Genomic DNA, 22538 nt, shown 5'->3' with positions numbered 1-22538 from the left:
CAGATGGTCGGCTAGACCAAAACGGCTCCATCCCTGACGACGTCGACTCCGTCAAGCGTCAGTGTGGGGGCCTGCAGCATGACGTCGAAATGCAGATCCGCCCTGACCGAGCCGCCGATGGTCTCGCTGGTGCCGATGCCGATGTGGCAGCTGCCATAAACGCCGTGCTCGTTGGAAAACTGCCCGTTGAAGGCCACGCATTCGGGATTAAGTCCCACCGCCAGCTGCGCGATGTTGTAGATCCCTTCCCCTTCGTTCTGGGCGAGAATGCGCCGCAGAGTCTGTGCCTGCGCGCCGCCCAAGATCGAGACGATGTTTCCCTTTTCTACGATCAGCTCGATTGGCTGGTGAATGACGCCGATGTCGAAATTGGGAATGCTGCCATCGACGATGACGCGCCCGTCGCTCAGGCCTTCATTAGGCGAGATATTTGCCTCAATATGAACCAAAGCGGTGACATCGCCGGCCTCCTTGACGATGCCGGAGTGTGAATTGCCGGTGCGCCCGGCGAGATCGAAGGTGATGTCGGTGCCCGCCGCGCTCGTCAGCCGCGCGGTGCGCGCCTCGCCAAGCCGTCGCGCCATGGCGTCGCATTGCGGCTTCTGCGCCGCGAAATCGGCCAGCATGCCGCCGCGATAGAACTGCTCCTCCTCGAACTTCGTCATCGACAGCGAGCGGGCTCCCCGGCGGACGGCCTCAATGGCGGCCCGCGAATGACCGATCGACCGGGTGACCATCATGAACAGCACATCGACCTTTCCGGATGTCATCATAGCGGCGACCAAAGGCTGCGGTTCCTGACCATCCAACTTGTTGGGCGACGTCGATACGATCACCGGCTCGACCCCGACGGCGCGTGCGGCGGCTGCCACCATCGACGCCGAACGATAGCGCTCGGGATCGGTGACGATCAGCACATTCTCACCCGGTCGCAGGTTGGCACAGTCGGTGACGACCTTCATCGCTCCCTTGAACATCAGTTCCTCGTGGCTCATATTCCCCTCCCCCAAAAAACTTCATAACAGCGAAAGAATTTTCGGTGTTATGATTAAAGTGGTCACGATATAGGTGTCAATGCGCGTCCGCGGGCGGGCGCGTCTCACACGTATCATTCGGGAGGATCGATTGAAGATAGTCAGCATCAAGGCCAGCCTTCACCGGCACGCCATCAGGGTTGACGGCATCGCCGAAGCGCTCGAACAACGCCAGTTCGTCTATGTCGAGGTGGAGACCGACACGGGCCATACGGGCTTCGGCGTGACTGGTCAGTTTCTGCCCTGGGCCGTCATTCCGTGCATCGAGAACCACATCTTTCCGGTGCTCAAGGGCATGGATCCGCGGGAGACGGAGAAGATCCACCATGCCGTCTGGAAAAAGCTCAATCCGCGTGCCTATACCGGTGTGATTTCCAACGCGCTATCTGCGGTCGACATCGCCCTGTGGGACTTGCGTGGCAAGGCCGAGGGACGTTCGGTCGCCGGCTTGCTGGGCGGCTATTCCGATCGGTGCGCGGCCTATGCCACCTTCGGCTATTCCTATTTCAACCATGAGGAACTTGCCGAATATGCCAGCAAATTCGTCGACATGGGATTCGATGCTATCAAAATGGTCGTCGGCGACGACGGCCACGACTGGAAGGAAGACGCACGTCGGGTAAAGGCGGTGCGGCGGGCCATTCCGGACGAGGTGGAGCTTCTGATCGACGGCAACTATTTCTTCAGCCCCGCGGAGGCCCGCCTGTTGTGCCGGGAGATCGAGGATTGCGGCATAACCTGGTTCGAGGAACCCGTCCACCAGAACGATACCCGCGCGATGGCCGACCTGCGGATGCACACAGGCATACCGCTGGCTGCCGGCCAGATGGAGGGGCATCGCTGGCGCTTCCGCGACCTGGTGCTGCACCAGGCCATCGATTTCGTCCAGCCGAACTGCTGCTACAATGGTGGATACACGGAGTCGCTGAAGGTGGCGCACATGGCCCAGGCCTTCAACCTGCCGATTGCCAATGGCGGCGGCTGGCCGATCTTCAACATGCACCTGATGGCGGGATTGATGAACGGCGGCCGCGTCGAATTCCACTATGGCATGTGGGAGGCCGGCAAGCGCTTCTTCAAGGGGGCACCCGATCCGGATGGCAACACGCTGGTCATTCCGCAAGCTCCCGGTCTCGGATTTACTCCCGATCGCGACCAGTTGCAGGACTGCCGGGTGGCATCGGCCGATGACGCGACCTCGGCGCAGGATGCGCATGGGTACACGCGGCGCCAAAAGGGAAATTGAACGCACGAACCCCGAAGGCGGTGCTCGCCTTCGGGGTTCTCTGGCATGATGGCTGGTGATGATCCTTGGCGCCGAGGCGCGTCAGGCGCTGGCCTGCCTGGCCAGTCGGCCGATCAGCAGTTTCCACAGCGGCCGCAGCAGCACGATGGCCGTCAGAAGGAAGAGAATGGCGCAGATCGGCCGAGCCAGGATCTCCCACATGTTGCCCTGCGTGAGTTGCCAGGTGCGCATGAAATTCTCTTCCGCCAGCGGACCGACGATGAAGCCCAGTAGGAAAGCCACCACGGGATAGCGCAGCCGGGTAAAGGCATAGCCGAGCACACCTGCCGCCAGCGCGACATAGATGTGGCTGTAGTTGAAGCTGGCGGCATAGATGCCGATGACCGAGATGACACAAACCACCGGAACCAGTACGGGGATGGGGATGACGGTGAGCAGGGCCAGCGGTCGCGACATCGTCAGGCCGACCACCATGGTCAATACCGCGCCCAACAGGATCGAGCCGATGATGGTGTAGAGTATGACGACGTCGTTGGTGAAGAGCGTTGGGCCCGGCCGGATCCCGTGCAGCATCAGCGCCGTCAGCAGCAGGGCCGTAGAGACGCTCCCCGGAATGCCAAAGGACAGGGTGGGCACCAGGGCGCCGCCGATCACCGAGTTGTTGGCGGCCTCCGGTCCGGCGATGCCCGCGGGATGGCCCTTGCCGAACCTTTCAGGCTCCTTGCTCAGCTGTTTTTCGGTGATGTAGGACATGAAGGTAGCGACCGTGCCGCCTTCGCCAGGCACGAAACCCACGACGATGCCCATGCCGCAGCCGCGCAGGATAGCTTTCCATTCCTTCAGTGCCCAAATAATGCCGCGCCACATGCTGCCCAGCCCAGCGATGGACTTCGCGATCGAGTTCGGATTGCGGGACAGCCTGACCATCTCCGAGAAGGCAAACAGGCCGATCATCACGGCCACCAGGTCGACACCATCGATGAGCTCGGCGATGCCGAAGGTGAAGCGCGGATTGGCATCCAGCAGGCTCGCGCCAATGGTGGCAAGCAGGGCGCCGAGAATGCCTGCGGTGAAGCCCTTGAGATAGCCGGCATCCGAGGCCGCAACGATCGAGGCAAGCCCGAACAGCCCGAACATCAGGAATTCCGGCGATCCGAAGGCGAGTGCCAGGTATTGCAGGAACGGTAGGGCGACGATCAGACACAGCCCACCCACGAGGGCGCCGATGGCGGAGGCGGTGGCCGAGATGGCGATAGCGGTGGTCGCCTCTCCACGCTTGGCCATCGCATATCCGTCTAAAGCCACGGCGGCAGAACTCGGCGCGCCCGGCGTGTTGATCAGGATGGACGGAATACTTCCGGCATACGAGACGCCGCTATAGATGCCAATCAAAACGATCATCGCGCTGGCGGGCGTCATGGACAGCGTGAAGGGAATGACGAGCGCGGTTGTAAGCGCTCCGCCGATGCCCACCATTGCGCCACCGATGCAACCGATCAGGAAACCGACGGTTGCCAGGATAAGGCCGTTGAGGGAAAAAACAATGTAGAGGGATTCCCAGATAGAGCTCATGGTGTCTGGTCCTGTTGAAATCGGGAGAAGCGCCGTGTCACAGGCGCGAACTCCAGACGGGGACATTGGCGACCGTGTCGAACATCAACGTCAAACCAAGGGCGAAGGCGGCCGTTACCACAACGATCCAGATCGGGTTGCGATAGCCCATAACCAGCATGTAGGCGGGGACGAAGACCAGCATCGCAGGGCCGAATCCCGTCAACTGGGCGACCAGGCAATACACCAACAGCCATGCGGCCGTAAAAATCTTCCGGTGGAGAGAAGCGCGCGGCGGTGCGGAATGAGTTTCTTGCTGCGGTGCGCGCAGTCGCGTCAGGATCGCTGTTACCGTTTGCGCCCCTGCCAGCAGAACCAGCGCGCCTGCCAGCATGCGCGGCCACAGCCCGGCCGGCGAGTTGTTCTGCAGGCTCTGCCAAAAAAAGACGATGCCGACGATCGCCACGACAGCGGCAAAGCCAATGCTTCCGAGACTGGCCTCGTTGGCAGGGCCATCATCATCGTCTTCCGGCAGATCGGCAATCTGGTCTTCCTGAATGGCCATCGGCACCTCCTCCGTGCAGCAACCTCATGGAACCAAAGCGGGCCGGGCATCCGCGCCCGCTCCCGATGGTGTTACGCCAGCGCGCCGTGCCATCACCCCGGTCGGCCTCATACTCCGTCAAAGAGCCTGGTTACGTCGTCAATCCCGTCGATCCCCACGAACCGTCGAATCAACGCCTCACCTGCCTCAGCTGCTATCGGCTTGGCGGCAATATCCAGATGATCCCGGAAAACCTGTATCATGGTTTCGGTGGTGACGGGATTGTCCGGGTGCCCCAAGCAGAAGGCCACCGGTTGCGAGCGCAGCCGCGAGCCATTTTTCAGACGGATCTCCACAGTAACGCTTTCGCGCCCCTCCTGGCGGTCGACGGTCACCTTGTGGGCAAGGGCGATCAGATCGGGAGAGCTCACTAGAGCATTGTCGAAATGATTGAGCTTCAAGGTGCCGTCACGCAGCGTGCAGGCGATCACCCAAGGCAGGCTGAACTGCGCATCGATGCCGTTATGCGGGTTGAGGCGGCGCTCCGGCGGCTCCGTCATGATGTAAAGCGTCGGGCTCCCCTCCACATGGACGGATTCGAGATCCTTGAGCGCGAAAGAGGAGCTCAGCTGGCGGACCGCATCCAGCACGGGATGGGCAACGACGCCGCACGGATAGCCCTTAAAGCCGAGGCGGCGTCCCAGGAAATTCTTGCCGAGGCCGTCGAGGATCGATTCATAGTCGATGGTGTGGTTGGGGTAGTGAAGCTTGTAGAAGCCAAACCGGCCGGACAGAAACTGACGGGCGCCGGAAATGCCGTTGCGGGCCAGTTCCACCGATGCAAACGCGTTGCGGACTGCAAATCCGCCTTGCATGCGAATACCGAGAACGCCTTCCATCTGGCCCTGGAAATTGCCGCAGGCCTGCGCGTGGATGAGACCCAAGGCGTCCAGCATCTGCTCTTCGTTCAATCCGAGCACCTTGCCGACCCCGACCGTGGCCCCGTAGTTGCAGAACAGATAGGTTGAGTTCCAGGGCGTCCAGACCGGCGAGATCTCTCCGCGGATCGCCGACAGCAGTCGCGCCTGCATGTCGATGCCGACGGCAATGGCGGTGAGTACGTCTTTGCCGTTGATGCCGCCGGCTGCCTCGGCGGCCGCCAGCACGGCCGGTGCAACCGCGAAGCCCATCGCAAAACCGCCGGCATTGTCGAGCCAGTATTTGTCCTCGTATTCATGGGCCTTGGCGAAGACCGCATTGGCGAAGGCTGCCGCCGCGGCTGGCGCCTTCAGCCCGGTGCCGATCAGGGTGGCCTGCTCATGCCCGCCCGGTTCCGTCACGAAGCGGATGACACCGTCGGAGCCGTCTGCCGCCGAGCCGGCCACCGCCGTGGCGGTTGCCCAAAGCAGGGTCCGCCGCGCGGCATCCACCGCGTCCACGTCCAGATCCTGGAAGCGGGCCGAAACGATGTGGCGCACGACCGCAGCCTCGAGGGCGGGAATTTCCGGGCGGCCTCCATGGTCAAACTGCATGCGTACACTCCTCAGGTTCTTAAGAGATGGGTCAGTTCGGCCAGATCGTCGAGCCGCTCCAGGTTCTGGCAGATATCGGTGAAGGCCTCGAAGTTCGACGCGCCGATCAGCCGCGGCAGCAGTTCGTCCCACTTGCCGCGCAGGGACTGCCAGTCCACGCCGCCACGCAAGGCATGGCCGCGTGGATGATCGACGCCGATCAGAAAGCTTCGTCCATCGACGGTCTCGATCTCCACCTTGGCGCCGCGACCGTTCGGCTGTGTGCGGTCCATCTCGGGATCGGCGACCGCCCGGATTTTCGGACGGATGGCCTTTACTTCGGGCCGCGCCAGAGCGGCGGCGGAATGGGCTTCCTCGAAGCCGAGCTTGCCGTGTACGATCGCCACCGACATCATGTCCTCGACGCAGATGCTCGGCATGTCGCGATTGGATACGGTGTCGGCGGTGTGAGTGGTCAGCCTGATGGTGACGGATGCGATGTCATCGAGGCCGAGTTTCTCCCGCCCGTTGATCGTCAAAGCAGCTTCCACCGGCGCATGGATGGGATAGCCGGCGGAGTAGAACTTGAAGTTGGCGCCCATGACGGCATGGTCGGTGCCCAACCCCTTGGTCAGCACCTCAGGCCCTCCGGCCGGCGCCCATCCAAGCGGTCCGTGCCCGGAATCGAAGACGTCGTCATGTCCCTCGAAGCCGGACGCAGCTAGCAGCGCGGCGGTCGCGCCGCCAAATGCCGCCTGGCCCGTAGACAGGGCCTTGCTCATGTGGCGGCGCTCCTCAAACACGACGGCCAGGCCGCCTGCATGGCCTCCGGCAAGTGCCGCGGCGTGCCGCAGGCCATCGGAATCGAGCCTCAGGAGCCGGCCGCAGGCCATTGCGGCACCGAAGCTGTGCAGGTGATCCGAATGTACGTGATGCGCTTTCCGGAGGGCAAACGCACCGCCCAGCGAGGCCACAAGCCGCGTGCCAACATCGTAGCCGACCGACACAGCATGGATGAATTCACGGCCCGTTGTCCGTCTCGCTTCGCCCACGGCAAGCGTGGCGTGAACGATCACCGCGCCCGGATGGCCGTCGGTCACATGGGCGCCGTCGAATTCATCGGCATGGCCGGCGGTGCCGTTGGCGAGGGCGGCCATGGCGGCGGGAACCCGATGGCGGGCGCCCAGTATCGTGGCTTCGGCATTACCTCCCTGTGCTGCCACATATCGGCCAATTAGCTCGCCAGCGATTAGTTCGCGCCCGAGAATGGCGCAGGCGATCTCATCGAGAATGATGAGCTTGGTCCGTTCGACCACATTGGCCGGAAGCTTTTCATAAGAGCTTCCGGCGACATAGTCGGCCAGGACCCGGGTCAGGGTCTTTGCTGTCATGATCTCGGTTTACTTGCGGCTCAGAAGTTGCTGAAGCACAGGCAGGTTTTCGAGCTTGTCGAAAGCGTCGTTGATGGATTGGCCGACGGCCTCCGGTGTCATGTATTCGAGCTTGACGCCCGCATCGCCCAGCGTCTTGACCACCTCGGGATTGGTGACGACGTCACGGAAGAGGCCGACCAGATAATCGCGCAGCGCCGGTTCCATGTTCGGCGGACCGACGATGACACGGATGGGGGCTGCAACCTCGGCCATCGAGGGATAGCCCAGCTCGGCGGCCGTTGGCGTGTCCGGCATGCCTTCGACGCGCTCGACATTGCCGAGAACCAGCAGCGGCCGCAGCGTGCCGGAGGCAATGCCGTCGATGACCGCATCATAGGACGCAAGACCAGCGGGTACTTCGTTTCGTGCAATAGCAGCATTGCCGGCACCGCTGCCGTCATAGGCCACGTATTCGGCAAATTTCAGTTCGGCCTGGCTCTTCAGCAGTTCGGCCGTCAGTTCGGATGAGCCGGCGCGGTCGGTCCCGCCGAGAAGACGCTGGGCACCGCCGGCATAGGCTCCCTGCAATTGCTTGAAGGACTCGATGCCGGACCTTGTGGAGGTGGCTACAACTGTAAAGGTGCGACCGAAGCCGGCGATCGGGGTGAGTGTGCGGATGTCCACCGGTGCCGAGGCGCCGCGCGCCAACTGGGACAATACGGTATTCGGCGGGTTATGCACGCCGATCATTGCTTCGTCCGGCTTGGCACGCGCCACGCGGCTGAGACCAAGCAGGGATCCGTCACCAGGAACATTCGAGATTGCAATCTGTGACGAAAGCAGCGGTCGAACATGTTCCATCAGCTGCCGCACCAGGATGTCGCTGCCGCCGCCGGCCGACAGCGGGATGATGACCTCGAGCCGCCTGATTGCCGGCGCACCTTGCGCGAAAGCGGGCCCGACAAGAGCCGCGGCAACGAAGGACGCCGTACCAGCGAGCAGGGATCGTCGATCAAGTCCACACGACAGATCAGTTCTGTTCATTCTCTCTCTCCCAGATAGCACGCCTAAACGAGCCTGACTCTTCATCTTAACGTTTTCGCATCAGCGAAAAAGTATTCCTCCAAGCGAATATAGTTCACGAAAATATCTCCCTGTCAACGTCGGAAGTAAGCACCACGGCCGGCCGAGTGCAGCGACGCGCTTGTGCCGTTATTGCCTCACCTCTACCGCCGAACGAAGCAGCCTCCGCGCTTAAGGAGGCCGTATGTTCGTAATCCGCACGTGTCCCCGTCATGTCGGCGCTAACTCCCACCTACTCCTTAAGCTGGAAGACGAGTTGCTTTCATACGTTCAGACGGCACCCAATCTGAAGAACGCTACTATTCCGCTGAATAGAATGCATTTTCGTTGATTGACATGACGCGGTTGATATGAAAGATCGTCCCACGCAGCGGGAGGAACGATGCTCAATTTCACCAAAGAGGACACGAGAGGTATGCTCAGCGTCGCGCGGGCTGCGCCGCTGCTCGATGAAACCTATCGCGCGATAGGCCAGGGGCGCGTCGAAGCATCGTCGCCTTCGATGATGCGGGTCGGGTCGACACCTTTTCGATTTGGCGCTAAGGGAGCGGTCCTCAACCATCTGGACATAGCGGGCGTCCGCATCACCTCCCGGAAGGCGTCGCGCCTGATGCTCTGGTCACTCCAGACTGGAGAGCCGGTCGCGTTCTTCGATGAGAGTGAGATGTACCGCTTCCGCACGGGTGTCTCTGCAGCGGTGGTCGCGAAGTACCTTCTACAAGATCGGAAGCTCGAGCGCGCCGCGATCATCGGTGCAGGGGCAATTGCACAGCAGATTGCCTCTGCTATCCACCAGACCTTTCGACCCACGGAGATTGCGGTCTCCGCCCGTAGCGTCGCGTCCGCGAAGCGCTTCGCGGCAGACGCGGCAAAGCGTGGTGAACCGGTTGTCGTTGCGGAGACAATTTCAGAGGCGACGGCGAACGCCGACGTTATCGTAACCATCACTAACGCGAATGAGGAGTTGGTGCGCCCTGAGCACGTCTCAGAGGGTGCCGTTGTGCTTTCAATGGGCGGCGGGCTCGAAGTCGCGCACGGTGTCTGGGCCTCAGCCTCGGCCCGGTATGTTGATGACCTCAGCTACGCGCTGCATCAGGGTGATGCCGCCGCCTGGATCAAGGAAGGCAAATTTTCTCAGTCAGCCTTCCAGGCAAATCTGACAGGGACAGTCGCAGAGCTCGCCGTTGGAAAACTCGAGGCTATCAAAACCGACAGTCACGTTATGGCGATCGTTCAGGGCACAACTGCACTCGACATCGCTCTTGCTCACTCAATCTACCTCGCCCGAACGCGGGTTCAGGATAACGGTTAACGCATGCCCAAGACCTTCCTAGACCGCCTTTGTGACTCGGTGCTCAATCCCGATATCCTTTCCAAGGATGAGAACCGCGATCTTATCATACGCGCCATTGCTGATACGCTTGCTGTCGCAGCTGCGGGTTTCCCAGAGCCGGTTACGCGCAACGTGCTGAAGGCGTACGGCGGTAACGGACCCGTGGCATGGTCGGGCGAGCCTTGTGAGAGCGAGGAAGCAGCAATCCTGGTAAACGGTGCAGCTGCGCATGCACTCGACTTTGACGACGTTTATTTGGAGAGCATGGCGCATATCAGCACCGTGCTGGTCCCCGCGGTGCTACGTCCGAGCGTGAATGATCCTGAAGCTATACTTGAAGCGTTTGCCGCAGGTCTAATTGCCGCCAAGGCCGTCGCGCGCCGCGTCGGCGCTGGCCATTATCACAAGGGATTCCATGGCACTGCGACGATTGGCACGTTTGCTGCGGCGGCGGCATGTGGCCGCCTCGCAGGCCTGACCGCCGACGAGATGGCGAATGCATTCGCCCTCGCTGCTTCGATGTCGGCAGGTCTTCAGGTCAATTTCTCGACGCAGACAAAGCCGGTCCATGCTGGCCTCGCAGCTTCGGCTGGCTACCGTGCGGCACGGCTCGCCAAGGCTGGTGTAACCGGCTCACGCGACATCTTCCGCGAGCGTGGATATGCCGCGCTCTATGGTGCCGGGGATGGTGATGATAATCCTACGGACAGCGCCTTTGAGTTGCGTCCAGATATGATCTCCGTGAAGCTCTATCCGTGTTGCTATGCCTCGCACCGACTGGTCGCGATCGCGCTCGACGCGCGCTCCAAGATCGGTGCGTCGATCTCCGATGCAGACACCCGCTACGTAATGAGCGTTCCAGCAAGCAGCATCAGTCTTCTCAAGCATCACCGCCCGCAAGACAGCATGCAGGCCAAATTTTCCCCGACCTATCCAGTGGCGGTCGCGTTACTTCGCGGCACCCCGACACTTGCGGACTTCGCTGATGCGGCCATCGCCGATGCACAGGTCGCGTCCATAATTGATCGCATCGAGATCTTGGAGGACGACACGCAGCCAAGTGCGGGAGATATTGAGTTCGGAACCGTCACGTTTACCGTGATGAAGGAGGGGCACGCACCTTGCGTTTTCACCCGCTCTGCGCTCCCTGGCTCACCGCTTGATCCGCCAGCTTTCGCCGCGCTCCGCGAGAAGTTCGCCGGTTGTCTGCGCATCTACAACGACACCAATCGCTCCAGCTTCCCGATCCTGGAGCGCGCTGGCGACCTTAGCCTTAACCGCTGGCTTTCCAACTGACCCGAAGACCCACTTTGACACTGACCTACGGAGTACACTCTTGAGCATACAAATGATCGATCTTGTCCGGATGCTGCGCACGCCACTGGAGCTGAATTGCAAGCCTGGTGACAAGATCCTGATCGTCACCGACACTGCGATTGATCCGATCGTCTGGCAGGCTTTCGCAGCTGCGGCTGGAACGATGAACATCGAGTACACGGTTGCGCTGATGTCGCCGCGGGCGACCCATGCGCTCAACCCCACGAGCGCAATCTGCACGGCTGCGGAAGATCCGGAGACGGATCTGGTGGTTTACCTCACCAGCACGGCGCTTGCGCATTCCCCTCTCAACGCTCGCCTGCTCGAGATTGGTAAGCGACATCTCCTGATGGAAGAGCTGACGCCCGCAATGTTGCGTCCTGACGGTCCTGCGGGCGCGGATTATCCGGCGATGAACGTTCTAGGCAAGAAGGTCGAGAAGATCTTCACCGAGGGCAAGACTATCCGCGTCACATGCCCGAACGGAACGGATCTCACCGCCAGCATCGAAGGTCGTCCTGGCCGCGCGATCACCGGAACCGTCTTCAAGATGCGTGAAAACGGCGGCGGCGGCTGCGCCTTCCCGGATGGCGAGACGCACATCTGCCCCGTTGAAGGCACCGGCGATGGCCGAGTTGTATTTGATCTTACCGCGCACTCGGTCGGAGCTCTCAAAGAGCACATCATCCTGACCATCGAGAAGGGCTTCGTCACCAAGATCGAAGGCGGTGCTCAGGCAGAGGTTTGGCGCAGCATTCTTGAGAAACACGGCGACGCCGGAAGCTACAACGCCCCCGCGGAAATCGCGCTTGGGCTCAATCCCAATGTCAAGCCGGTTGGCTCCATGCGCACCGACAAGAAAATGTACGGCACCGCGCACATTGGAATGGGTGACACCATTACGCTCGGCGGCACCTGCCACGCGAAGCTCCGCCTTGAAGGGGTAATCTCAAAGCCGGAGATCACAGTCGATGGGATCAAGGTTTCTAGCGACGGTAAAATCCTGGTCGACTGATTGCCGAAATCTCGCGAAGCGCGCGGAAGATCGGCGCGCTTCAGAATTCATCCAAAGGGAGGAAAATAAGCATGACCCGCAAATTCTTAGCCACACTTGCAGCCGGCGCGGTAGCCTTGGTCCTGGCGTCCAGCACCACGTACGGACAGTCAGTGACGATGACGCTCGCTCACCAGTATCCATCTACCCAACCGATCGGCGATGGCTACAATCTTTGGGCTAAACGCGTCGAAGAGCTCAGCAATGGCGACATCAAGGTAAAGGTTTTCCCTGGCAGCACGCTGATTGGCTCGGACGAGTCCTTCAGCGCGGTGTCCTCGGGATCGGTCTCCGCATCCAATATGATCGGTGGCTTCCAGACCGGCGACATTCCCGAACTCGCTTCTATCACCATGCCGTTCCTGTTCGATGACTATGCCCACTACAAGCGCTCGGTCGACGGAGGTCTACGCGAGTTGGTATCGGGCTGGTACGAAGGCAAGGGCATCAAGCTGCTGTCGTTCTTCCCTAAGGGCAACGATCAGGTCTTCCACAAATCGAAATTCCTGATGGCTCCGGAGGATTTCGTTGGCGCACAAATTCGTGGCGTTGGTGGTGCATCTGACGACGTTCTGCGAGCGCTGGGTGCAAACGTTGTTCGTCTGCCCACGACCGAAGTTACCCAAGGCTTACAGAGGGGCGTCGTGGACGGTATTGTCACCAACTGCGTTGCTCATATCGGCCGCTCCTGGTTTGAGCAGTCGCCGTATGCATCTATCGTTTCGTTGAAAAATGACGTTGAGGGCCTGGGCCTTAACCTCGACGTCTGGGACGGTCTCACCGAAGCTCAGCAGAAGGTCGTTACGGACGCCGCTGCTGAGATGGAAGCAGTCCAGTGGGAACTAATGGAACGTGTTGAATCCAAGGACTGCTTCGAGGACTGGGAAGAGCGCAAGGTTAACGTGCAGGTCACGACGCCCGAGCAGAAGGCTGCTCTGAAAGAAAAGGTAGCGTCGGTCTATGACGACTATAAGGCTAAGCTGCCGGTCCTTGAGAAAGTTCTCAAGGTCGTAGAAGCCGCTCGCTGATCGATCGACGACGAGGGTAACCAGATGTCTCAAAACAACGGCCATGCGGACGGCTCAGTCGAGCCGGCCGGTCAGAACCCGCTCGAAAAGATAGCAACCGGTGCGATCCATATCGCAGCCATTGTACTGCAAATTGCGGCTGTTGCTCTCGTCGTCAATGCTCTCTACCGCTACACAGTCGGCGGCGGTTTTCCTTTGATCGATGAAGGCGCGCGGTTTTCGCTCCTGATTGTCGTTTTTCTCGGGCTAGCCGGTACGCACATGGTGGGTGGCCACGTCAAGGTTGACCTGTTGCTCGCGGTTCTTCCAAGATCGCTGACATCCATCATCAACGGGTATCTGGTGCCGCTTGCCAGCATCATTTTTCTTGGGCTGCTCGGGTGGTCGGGCTGGAAGACGACCTTACAGATGTACATGCGCGGTACCACGACGCCGAGTCAGCCTTACATCACGCTGTGGCCGTTCAATGCGGTCGTCCCGTTCGGTTGCAGCCTGCTTATCCTTCTTCTTCTGCTTCATCTCCTGCGGCGAGTTTTACGGGCGTCTTTCCGTGACTTCAAAACGCAAGATTGATCGCCAAATCGGGAGGATACATTCATGAACCTTGGCATTTCCGCCGGCGTCGTCACCGCCGGACTTCTAGCCCTTCTTCTTCTTGGCATTCCAATTGCCTATGTCTTGGGCTTGACCGGCATATTTGGGCTTTATTCTGCCACCGGCGGCTCTAGCGCATGGATTGCGCTAACCTCCGGCGCGACAATGCATCTATCCAGCTCAAGCCTCCTGGCGATCCCGCTCTTCATGCTGATGAGCGCCTATATTACCGAAAGCGGCATGGGCCCCAAGCTGCTTGACTTTACCGACAAGTGGTTCTCAAAGATGCCTGGCGCGCTGTACAACGCAGCTCTGGCCGCCTGCGGCGCGTTCTCTACCCTTTCAGGTTCGAGCGTCGCTACTGCAGGCGCAATCGGCGGCGTAGTCATTCCGGAGTTTCAGCGCCGCGGCCTGAACGTGAAACGCGGCATGGGCGCGGTCGCCGCTGGAGGCACGCTTGGCGTGCTCATTCCGCCGAGCACTGGCTTCATTATCTATGGTGAGCTCACGGAAACGTCCGTTGCGCGCCTCTTCATGGCGGGTATCGTACCCGGGCTCGCTATCCTCACGGTGTTCATGATTTACACCATGATTGTCTCGCGCGCAGAGGAACGCAAGGCGCCGTTCATCAGCCAGCCTGACGTAACCTGGGTCGAACGTTGGGCTTCGCTACGCCAGATCTGGTCGGCGATCGTGCTCATGATTGCTGTACTTGGAGGCATCTTCTTTGGCGTCGTCACCCCAACGGAAGCAGCGGCCCTTGGTGCCCTTTCGGCCATGCTTATCGGCGTCTACGTCCTGAAGGGCCTGACTTGGAGCGGCGTTCACAAGGCCGCCGTCCGCTCGATCTATTCGATTACCATGATCGGGACGATCCTGCTCGGTGGTCTTATCCTCGGTCGTGCCATCACAATGCTCGAGATCTCACAGGACCTTGTTGACCTGATCCAGGGCGCTGGGCAGCCCGGCTGGATGGTTATGATCTGGATCATGCTGTTGCTTCTGTTCCTGGGGATGTTCCTCGACGGCGCGGCGATGACAGTCATCACTATCCCGTTGCTTTTCCCGGTCATCACCTCCTACGGCTACGACCCGGTTTGGTTCGCGATCATCTTCGTCGTCAACACGGAAATCGGGTTGCTTACCCCGCCGGTGGGCATGAACCTCTTCATCGTGAAAGCGATATCCGGGCAACCAATGAGCGACGTGGTGAAGGGGGCGTTGCCCTACACTCTTCTGCTCGTGATGATGCTCATCGTCTTGATGATATTCCCGCAGATCAGTTTGTGGCTTCCAGATCTGCTGCTTGGACCGCGCTGAATATTGACATGAATATGCCGCTCCCGAAAAAAGGTGCGGCATATTCGTTGCGAACTGACGGAAACTATTTATGACCAAGAAAGACGCCGCTCGTCTCGACGGACCGATCGTTCGCGGCCTGAAGCTCATCCGCCTTCTTGCTGAAATCGATACGGATATCTCAATCAAGGACGCGGCTAGTCATCTCGACTTACCGGCAAGCACCACGCACCGGCTTTTACGCCTGCTGATGCAGGAAGGCATGGTCGCGAAGAACCCAAAGACGTCGCGCTATCGCGCTGGAATCGATCTTGAACGCCTCGGTACGCTCCTGAGCTACAAGAAGGGTTTCAAGGACCAGACACTGCCATACTTGCAGAAGATCGCCGAGGCCTGCGGGGAGGCCTGTATGTTTGTCGCATATCTGCCAGCAACGCAGCAGGTCAGTATCATGGCAGCGATCAACTCGCTCCATCCTCTGCGTTACGAGATCGAGTTGTACGTACCGCACACCGTCTTGTGGGGCGCAACAGGCAGGTCGATACTTGCGTTTCTTCCAGATGACGAGCAGAAGACTATCGTTGAGACGGGAGTACCGTCACCTTCGACAGGCGCACTCCCGCCTGATTTTGACAACCTGAAGCTTGAACTGGATGCCATCAAAGCTCGAGGTTATGCACTCACGCGCAGCCAAAAAGTCACTGGAGCAATCGGTATCGGCGCTCCTGTCCGCAGCGGCGATGGGAAAGTTATTGGCAGCTTCTGCATTACCGTTCCTGAAATCCGGTTTGAGCCGACCAAGGAGGAGTTCCTCTCGAGCCTGCTCATTCAACAGACGGCAGAATTCAGCGCTTCGATTGGATACCGCAAACAATCGAGCGGTGGGGGCTAAAAGCTAAGACTTAAATGAGGAACTTTCGCGAGGGTAGGCCATCCTACGCAGCCGGCGAGGGAAAGCTCAGGTCAGGACTACGAGGCTCCGCTAGAACCCTGGCATTATAAGAAGTCAATCAGCCACACGTAGAGGGACGAATCGAAGGGGGAGCGGGTTCGATTCCTTTCAAGGCGAGAATGACTAGGTTTAATGCGCCGACAACCACACCGGAGCAACACCATCGTTGCGGCTCTTGTAATGACGGTGTCGTTACACTAGATAGCGTTAGGACATAGGAGCTGCCCATGCCGACGTCACACACCAGCAAGAATGTGAACGCAAGTGTTCCATTGAATATCCGTATCAAGCCTGCGACTCGCAACCTTATTGATCGTGCGGCTGAGCTGCTCGGCAAGACGCGCACGGATTTCATGTTGGAGGCCTCTGAACGGCGAGCTGAGGAAGTGCTGCTAGACCGCACCGTCTTCACAGTAAGCCCCGAGGTCTATACCGAATACCTTGCTCGCCTCGATGCGCCCGCCCAGTCGAATGAGCGGTTGAAGCGCACAATGTCGACCAAAGCGCCGTGGGACGAGGCGTGATACTAACTGCGCCTGCTCCTTTAGCCGATTATCATGAACTGGACGAGTTTGATTCCGGCGTTCCACAACTGGACGATTGGTTGCGTCGACGAGCCCGTGCCAATCAGGCAGGTGGGGCATCTCGTACGTTTGTGGCCTGCGAGGGAAATCGCGTTATTGCCTACTACGCGCTCGCCTCCGGCGCAGTGAAGCCGGCAGAAGCACCAGGCCGTTTCAGGCGAAACATGCCGGACCCGATCCCAGTCGCAGTACTTGGTCGATTGGCTATTGATCGATCTTACCAGAGTCGAGGTCTAGGTCGGGCGTTGGTCCGTGATGCAGGCCTGCGCCTGCTTAATGCCGCCGAAATACTTGGTATCCGAGGCGTACTGGTGCATGCCATTTCGGATGATGCACGTGCCTTCTATGAAGCTGTCGGATTTCTGCCTTCTCCGTCCGATCCGATGATGCTGATGATCGGATTGAAAGACCTCAGCAACGCACTGAACGCTTAGACGCTATCGTTGAGCGTCATCCAGGTGAGAAGAAGCAAGTTGATAGCGCAAAGCGCCGACATGCGCTTGGAGCCCGTGAACAGCCGATGCATCGCAGCGGCGACGCTTGATCCAAAGGTCGCCGCGATCTGTCTTGCGTCAGTGAAGACCTAATGAAGGCGCCGGCTTATGAATTCCCAATAGTAGGTCACAGGTTCGTATCTCATCAACAAGCGGCGACTTCAACGCGGTTCGCCTGCGTTGCAAGCGGCTCTCGCAGATGGGTCGTGACCAGTTCTTGTATCACCTTCCGTTAGAGGTTCTCCACCTGCTCGCCGACATCTTTGCGGGCCTGGCGATCTATCGGTCGATGCCGGTCTGCGGCCTCGAGAAGCTCCGCCGATCTATGAATCTTTTCCGATCAGACAAGTCTCTTCTCACCCCTTTCCGTCGACACACTCAATGCAGGTGGTCACCCTTCATCGACACGCAGTTCTGAGGCAAACTACTGCCGATAAAGATCGCTACCCCGAAGCGGGAGATTGAGGGAAGTATTTGACTGGAGCATGCGGCGGATTTCTATCGTTGCAGACCGGTCGCGATGCACGGACCTTCGTTACCTGCTCTAGTTTAGCTTGCGCTCGTACCATCGGCTTTCAATGCTTCGATGAACGCCTCGGCTGTCCATGATAACGGAACGCCTGCCATTGAAATAATTCCGTAATTTGCGGGCTTGTCGGGAATGAAGGGTCGCATTGAAATTGCGCCGCTGCGGAAGAACTCCGCGATCAAGGTGGGTACAATCGCAATGCCGAGACCACGCGCGGCGCAAGCGCAGGCGGTCTCAACAGAATGAACTTCCAGGCTGCAGCGGTACGTCGGGACCATGCGCCGTAGCTCATGCTCAAGTTCGTTGCGATTGATGCGCTGTCGGCCGAGCAAGATCAGGTCATTGCGAGCCAGGTCGTTGACGTCGATGGCTTGCTTGGCCGCAAGAGGATGTCCGAATGGCATCACGCAGGTCGTGCCACTTGAAAACAGTGGGCGGGTGTCAAACGAGTGCTCTTCCGGCGGAAGCCGGACGAAGCCCAGATCGGCGACGCGATTACGGACCATTCCCTCGATAGCTGCATATGGGCCACTGAGGATTTCCACGGTTACTCGTGGGTGATCTGCTTTGAAGCGCGCGATAACGGGCGGCAGCATCGTTGTAGACAAGCTGTGCGGGAACGCGACCCGTAGCAGCGCCTCGCCGAACGCGCCGGAGCGAACGTCGCCAACCTTCATTCGTAGGCGCCCAACGGCTTCTGCTACCTCCTCAACCTCATATACAAGTAGGTGGGCCTCTGGCCTTGGGACCAGGCGCCCCTTGTCACGCAGAAAAAGCTCGCGCTCAATCTCCGCCTCAAGCGAGGCAAGTTGTCTGCTGATGGCGGACTGCGACAGACCTAGCTGCGCTGCGGCTGCCATGGTCGAGCCGGTATCCATGATGGTCTTGAAGACTTCGAGCTGCTTGAAATTCATCCGTCGATCCTACGGGAGGCCGTAGGGAACACAAGTGGATACGTCGGAAGGTGAACCTCTGAAAACGCATAGGATCATGCGCCACACGCATAGTATTGTAGATCCGCCCGGTACCGCTATGGTCACGATTAACAAAACAGAACAACGGGAACAGCTCTCATGCCGATACTGGGTCCGCACGGGACGAGCCGACAGCAGGAATCCGCGTTATGACGGTCTTCGTCATCCGCCGGTTCCTCCAGAGCATCGCCGTCCTGGCAGTGACTGCGATCATCGTGTTCATCGGCGTCTATGCGATCGGTGATCCGGCCGAGATGCTGATCGCTCCGGATGCGAGCGCGGCGGAACGTGCCCAGGTTGTCGCCTCGCTTGGCCTCGACAAGCCGCTTTGGGAACAGTTCGGGACCTTCATCTGGAATGCACTTCACGGTGACTTAGGGCGTTCATTCGTCTTCAACCGCCCGTCGATCACTCTGATTCTCGAGCGCCTGCCGGCGACTCTCGAACTGACACTGTTCGGGCTTTGCCTAGCCTTGATCATCGGCATACCGCTTGGCCTGATCTCGGGTCTCAACCCAAATACCGCCACGGACGAAGTGATCATGACGGGCTCGATCCTCGGCTTTTCTCTGCCAAGCTTTTGGCAGGGAATGATGCTGATCATGATCTTTTCGGTCTGGCTTGGATGGTTGCCCTCAACGGGGCGCGGCCAGGTCGGCGAGTTGCTGGGCATCCATTCCAGCCTCTTTACGCTCGACGGCCTCAAGCACCTCATCCTGCCGGCGATCAATCTTTCACTCTTCAAGGTGTCACTGGTGATCCGGCTGACCCGCACCGGCGTGCGCGAAACAATGCCGCTCGACTTCGTAAAATTCGCGCGCGCCAAGGGCCTGTCGGAAAACCGTATCGTCTTCGTGCATGTTTTCAAGAACATCCTGATCCCGCTGATCACGGTGATTGGCCTCGAACTCGGCAGCATGCTGGCCTTCGCCGTCGTTACCGAAACAATCTTTGCATGGCCAGGCATCGGCAAGCTCTTGATCGACAGCATCATGCGGCTGGATCGTCCCGTGGTAGTCGCCTACCTGCTGGTCATCGTCAGCCTGTTCATCTTCATCAACTTCGTGGTCGACGTGCTCTACTCACTGGTCGATCCACGTGTCCGCATCGGAGAAGCATCATGAGCATAACCGCGCTTTTCCGCGATGACGTGATGCTCGGCCGCTTGATTGTGGGGATCTCGCGTAGTCCCAAGGCGATCCTCGCTTCGGTGGTCTGTGTCGTCCTCCTGCTCGCCGCGATCGTCGGTCCTTACCTGACGCCGCAGAACCCATTCGATCTCGCTGTGCTCGATATTCTTGATTCAAAGCTGCCGCCGGGCTCGGAGAGCATGGACGGGCTCGTCTATTGGCTCGGCACCGACGGCCAGGGCCGCGACATGTTTTCCGCGATGATCTACGGCTTGCGGACTAGCCTCGGCGTCGGCGTCTTCTCAGGTATGGTGGCGCTCCTGGTTGGCACGGTCCTCGGCCTGATTGCCGCATATTTCGGCGGCCGCATAGATGCGCTGATCATGCGCATCGTTGATCTGATGCTCGGTTTTCCGACCATTCTCGTCGCGCTGATGCTCTTGGCTCTGCTGGGGCAGGGGCTCTGGAAGGTCATCTTCGCGCTTGTCCTGGTTCAGTGGGCAACATTCGCGCGCGCCGTGCGAAGCGCGGCGTTGGTCGAGAAAAACAAGGACTATATAGAAGCGGCACGTACGCTCGGAATTTCCACGCCGCGCATCCTTATCGGCCACCTGCTGCCCAACTGTCTTCCGCCGCTGATCGTCATCGGCATGTTGCAGGTTGCCAATGCAATTTCGGCAGAAGCGACGCTCTCCTTCCTTGGCATCGGGCTGCCGATCACCGAGCCATCGCTCGGCTTGCTGATCGCCAACGGCTATCAGTTGCTGATGTCCGGCGAATACTGGATCAGCGTTTACCCGGGCGTGCTGCTTCTCGTGTTGGTCTTCTCGATCAACATCGTTGGGGATCGCCTTCGCGAAGTGCTGAACCCTCGTCTGGGTGAAAGGTGAGCGCGATGACACCCGTACTGGACGTCAGGAACCTTTCCACCCAATTCATGACCCGACGCGGCGTTCTGAAGGCGGTGGACGACGTAAGCTTCACGGTTGGCCAGCGGGAGATCGTCGGCTTGGTCGGCGAATCCGGGTCGGGCAAGTCGATTACCGGCTTCTCGATCCTCGGCCTCGTCGATCCGCCGGGCAGGGTCGTTTCCGGCCAGATCCTGTTCAACGGCCAAGACCTGTTGAAGATGCCCCCGGCAGCGATGCGGACGATCCGTGGCAAGCGCATCGCGATGATCTTCCAAGATCCGATGATGACGCTCAACCCGGTGCTTTCGGTCGGCACGCAAATGATCGAGACGGTCCAGGCGCACGACAGGGTTTCCCATACCGAGGCGCGACAACGCTCGCGTGATGCGCTCGGCCTCGTCGGCATCCCCTCGCCGGAAGAGCGGCTCGATTCCTACCCGCACCAGTTCTCTGGTGGCATGCGCCAGCGCGTCGCCATCGCCATCGCACTCCTGCACAGGCCCGACCTGATCATCGCAGACGAGCCCACCACTGCGCTTGACGTTACGATCCAGTCGCAGATCCTGTTCGAGATCAAGAGGCTGGCGACCGAGTTCGGCATGGCCCTGATCTGGATCAGCCATGACCTCGGCGTCGTCGCCGCACTCGCGGACCGGGTGATGGTCATGTATGCGGGCCGGATCGTTGAGGCCGGGCAGGTCGATGGCGTGCTCACTGAGCCCCGTCACCCATATACTTCCGGTCTCCTCAGCGCGATACCCGCCGCGGTCCCGCGGGGCGAGCCATTGCGGCCGATCCCGGGCTTTGCTCCATCGCCCCTGTCGCGCCCCTCCGGTTGTGCCTTTCGCGACCGCTGCGTGAGGGCAACGGAGATCTGCTCCACCGAACCTGCTCTGGAGATTGCGGCTGGCCGTGAGTTCCGATGCTTCCATCCGCACGTCGAGAGAGCCGCATGAAGATGCCCCTTATCGAAGCCGTTAACGTCAGCCGTCGGTTCTCCCGAAAGCTCGACCACGCGGAGAAGATAGCGAACCTCTTTGGTGCGGGTCTTGAAGAAAAGACGGTGCACGCGGTCGATGACGTCAATCTCGCTGTCTATCCGGGTGAAGTTGTTGGCTTAGTTGGAGAATCCGGCTGCGGAAAATCGACGCTTGGCCGGGTGATGGCTGGCATCATGCCGGCGAGCGGTGGCGAAGTGTGTTGGCAGGGCAGGCCGCTGATGGCTCTCGAGGGGCAGGAGAAGCGCGACATGCGTCTTGCGGCCCAGATGATCTTCCAGGATCCGATGTCCACGCTCAATCCGCGTAAGAAGGTCATCGACCTGATTGGCGAAGCGCCGAAGGTGCACGGCATAATCAAGGCTCGCGAGATCCGCGAATATGTCGCTTCGCTTGCCGAGCGCGTTGGTCTGGATGCGTCCTATCTTGACCGCTACCCTCACCAGTTTTCCGGCGGCCAGCGCCAGCGCATCGGTATTGCCCGCGCATTGGCCGTCAAGCCGAAACTTCTCGTTTGCGACGAGTCCGTAGCGGCGCTCGACGTTTCTATCCAGGCGCAGATCCTCAATCTCTTCATGGATCTGAAGCGGGAATTCGGCCTGACCTATCTGTTCATCAGCCATGATCTCGGAGTGGTGAAGCATATATGCGACCGCGTCGTGGTTATGTATCTCGGTCGGGTGGTTGAGAGCGCAACGCCCGACGACCTCTTCGACAACCCGAGGCACCCCTATACGCAGGCTCTGATCCGGGAACTGCCATCCGTCACCGATCGCCGCCGCGTCTTCACGCCGATCAAAGGTGAGATTCCGTCACCGCTTCATCCACCCTCGGGATGCCATTTCCATCCCCGCTGCCCAAAGGCGTTCGACCGCTGTCGGGGGGAGCGACCGATCCTGAAGCCAAATTCCGCCGGTCATGTCAGTGCCTGTCATCTGAACGATCTCCCGGCGCGCAACAACGAGACAGCAACGGCCGAACCGGCCATCTAAAAGAGGA

21 protein-coding genes are annotated in these 22538 nt (G+C 59.8%); 14 read left to right on the top strand and 7 right to left on the bottom strand.

What is annotated here, in order from left to right:
* Positions 1 to 11: 11 nt before the first annotated feature.
* Positions 12 to 995 (bottom strand): aminopeptidase, encoded by a 984-nt coding sequence (locus tag CYG48_RS19015; protein ID WP_118852112.1) that lies wholly within the window; start codon positions 993 to 995, stop codon positions 12 to 14.
* Between the two features lie 130 nt (positions 996 to 1125).
* Here CYG48_RS19015 and CYG48_RS19010 point away from each other — a divergent pair, with 130 nt between their 5' ends.
* Positions 1126 to 2280: a mandelate racemase/muconate lactonizing enzyme family protein gene (locus CYG48_RS19010; RefSeq protein ID WP_118852111.1), complete on the top strand. Its 1155-nt coding sequence runs from the start codon at positions 1126 to 1128 to the stop codon at positions 2278 to 2280.
* A gap of 81 nt (positions 2281 to 2361) precedes the next feature.
* On the opposite strand, the gene CYG48_RS19005 is transcribed toward CYG48_RS19010, so the two are convergent.
* From CYG48_RS19005 to CYG48_RS18985, 5 genes are all read right to left on the bottom strand, one after another.
* The gene (locus tag CYG48_RS19005) at positions 2362 to 3852 is read right to left on the bottom strand and encodes a tripartite tricarboxylate transporter permease (RefSeq protein WP_199925354.1); all 1491 of its coding nucleotides are present in this window, start codon (positions 3850 to 3852) and stop codon (positions 2362 to 2364) included.
* Positions 3853 to 3889: 37 nt separating this feature from the next.
* On the bottom strand, positions 3890 to 4396 hold the full coding sequence (locus CYG48_RS19000) for a tripartite tricarboxylate transporter TctB family protein (protein WP_118852109.1): 507 nt from the start codon (positions 4394 to 4396) through the stop codon (positions 3890 to 3892).
* A gap of 107 nt (positions 4397 to 4503) precedes the next feature.
* The gene (locus tag CYG48_RS18995; RefSeq protein ID WP_118852108.1) at positions 4504 to 5907 is read right to left on the bottom strand and encodes an MmgE/PrpD family protein; all 1404 of its coding nucleotides are present in this window, start codon (positions 5905 to 5907) and stop codon (positions 4504 to 4506) included.
* Between the two features lie 11 nt (positions 5908 to 5918).
* Positions 5919 to 7277: an MmgE/PrpD family protein gene (locus CYG48_RS18990; protein WP_118852107.1), complete on the bottom strand. Its 1359-nt coding sequence runs from the start codon at positions 7275 to 7277 to the stop codon at positions 5919 to 5921.
* A gap of 9 nt (positions 7278 to 7286) precedes the next feature.
* A complete protein-coding gene (locus tag CYG48_RS18985; RefSeq protein ID WP_199925353.1) occupies positions 7287 to 8303 on the bottom strand; it encodes a Bug family tripartite tricarboxylate transporter substrate binding protein in 1017 nt (338 codons plus the stop codon).
* Between the two features lie 421 nt (positions 8304 to 8724).
* On the opposite strand from CYG48_RS18985, the gene CYG48_RS18980 reads away from it, so the two are divergent.
* The 9 genes from CYG48_RS18980 (at position 8725) to CYG48_RS18940 (ending at position 16937) form a co-directional block, all read left to right on the top strand.
* Positions 8725 to 9654, top strand: coding sequence for an NAD(P)-binding domain-containing protein (locus CYG48_RS18980; protein ID WP_118852105.1), 930 nt, complete (start codon positions 8725 to 8727; stop codon positions 9652 to 9654).
* A 3-nt stretch (positions 9655 to 9657) separates the two neighbouring features.
* Positions 9658 to 10971, top strand: a complete 1314-nt coding sequence (locus tag CYG48_RS18975; protein ID WP_118852104.1) for an MmgE/PrpD family protein — start codon at positions 9658 to 9660, stop codon at positions 10969 to 10971.
* A gap of 40 nt (positions 10972 to 11011) precedes the next feature.
* Complete coding sequence (locus CYG48_RS18970) at positions 11012 to 12007, top strand: aminopeptidase (protein ID WP_210211178.1); 996 nt, start codon at positions 11012 to 11014, stop codon at positions 12005 to 12007.
* 71 nt (positions 12008 to 12078) lie between these two features.
* Positions 12079 to 13074 carry a TRAP transporter substrate-binding protein gene (locus CYG48_RS18965; RefSeq protein WP_118852103.1) on the top strand — a complete coding sequence of 332 codons (996 nt, stop codon included), beginning with the start codon at positions 12079 to 12081 and terminating at the stop codon, positions 13072 to 13074.
* Positions 13075 to 13098: 24 nt separating this feature from the next.
* On the top strand, positions 13099 to 13647 hold the full coding sequence (locus CYG48_RS18960; protein ID WP_118852102.1) for a TRAP transporter small permease: 549 nt from the start codon (positions 13099 to 13101) through the stop codon (positions 13645 to 13647).
* Between the two features lie 24 nt (positions 13648 to 13671).
* Positions 13672 to 14988 (top strand): TRAP transporter large permease, encoded by a 1317-nt coding sequence (locus CYG48_RS18955; protein ID WP_118852101.1) that lies wholly within the window; start codon positions 13672 to 13674, stop codon positions 14986 to 14988.
* Positions 14989 to 15058: 70 nt separating this feature from the next.
* Positions 15059 to 15859 (top strand): IclR family transcriptional regulator, encoded by an 801-nt coding sequence (locus CYG48_RS18950; protein ID WP_118852100.1) that lies wholly within the window; start codon positions 15059 to 15061, stop codon positions 15857 to 15859.
* A 287-nt stretch (positions 15860 to 16146) separates the two neighbouring features.
* The gene (locus CYG48_RS18945; RefSeq protein WP_118852099.1) at positions 16147 to 16443 is read left to right on the top strand and encodes a type II toxin-antitoxin system TacA family antitoxin; all 297 of its coding nucleotides are present in this window, start codon (positions 16147 to 16149) and stop codon (positions 16441 to 16443) included.
* Entirely contained in the window at positions 16440 to 16937 is a 498-nt protein-coding gene (locus CYG48_RS18940) for a GNAT family N-acetyltransferase (RefSeq protein WP_118852098.1), read from the top strand. Before CYG48_RS18945 ends, CYG48_RS18940 begins: the two co-directional genes overlap by 4 nt.
* A gap of 609 nt (positions 16938 to 17546) precedes the next feature.
* Here CYG48_RS18940 and CYG48_RS18930 read toward each other — a convergent pair.
* Positions 17547 to 18440 carry a LysR family transcriptional regulator gene (locus CYG48_RS18930; RefSeq protein ID WP_118852096.1) on the bottom strand — a complete coding sequence of 298 codons (894 nt, stop codon included), beginning with the start codon at positions 18438 to 18440 and terminating at the stop codon, positions 17547 to 17549.
* Positions 18441 to 18649: 209 nt separating this feature from the next.
* On the opposite strand from CYG48_RS18930, the gene CYG48_RS18925 reads away from it, so the two are divergent.
* From CYG48_RS18925 to CYG48_RS18910, 4 genes are read left to right on the top strand one after another with little or no spacing between them, the layout of a single operon-like run.
* Entirely contained in the window at positions 18650 to 19624 is a 975-nt protein-coding gene (locus CYG48_RS18925; RefSeq protein WP_118852095.1) for an ABC transporter permease, read from the top strand.
* Entirely contained in the window at positions 19621 to 20520 is a 900-nt protein-coding gene (locus CYG48_RS18920) for an ABC transporter permease (RefSeq protein ID WP_118852094.1), read from the top strand. The genes CYG48_RS18925 and CYG48_RS18920 overlap by 4 nt, the downstream gene beginning before the upstream one ends.
* A gap of 5 nt (positions 20521 to 20525) precedes the next feature.
* Positions 20526 to 21497 carry an ABC transporter ATP-binding protein gene (locus CYG48_RS18915; RefSeq protein ID WP_118852093.1) on the top strand — a complete coding sequence of 324 codons (972 nt, stop codon included), beginning with the start codon at positions 20526 to 20528 and terminating at the stop codon, positions 21495 to 21497.
* On the top strand, positions 21494 to 22531 hold the full coding sequence (locus tag CYG48_RS18910; protein ID WP_245450607.1) for an ABC transporter ATP-binding protein: 1038 nt from the start codon (positions 21494 to 21496) through the stop codon (positions 22529 to 22531). The genes CYG48_RS18915 and CYG48_RS18910 overlap by 4 nt, the downstream gene beginning before the upstream one ends.
* The last annotated feature ends 7 nt before the right edge of the window (positions 22532 to 22538 follow it).

Source organism: Neorhizobium sp. SOG26 (assembly GCF_003491345.1).
In the GTDB taxonomy this organism is placed as follows: Bacteria; Pseudomonadota; Alphaproteobacteria; order Rhizobiales; family Rhizobiaceae; genus Neorhizobium; species Neorhizobium turbinariae.
Note: the sequence above shows the minus strand (reverse complement) of the source record. Positions and strands in the feature narration are given on the sequence as shown.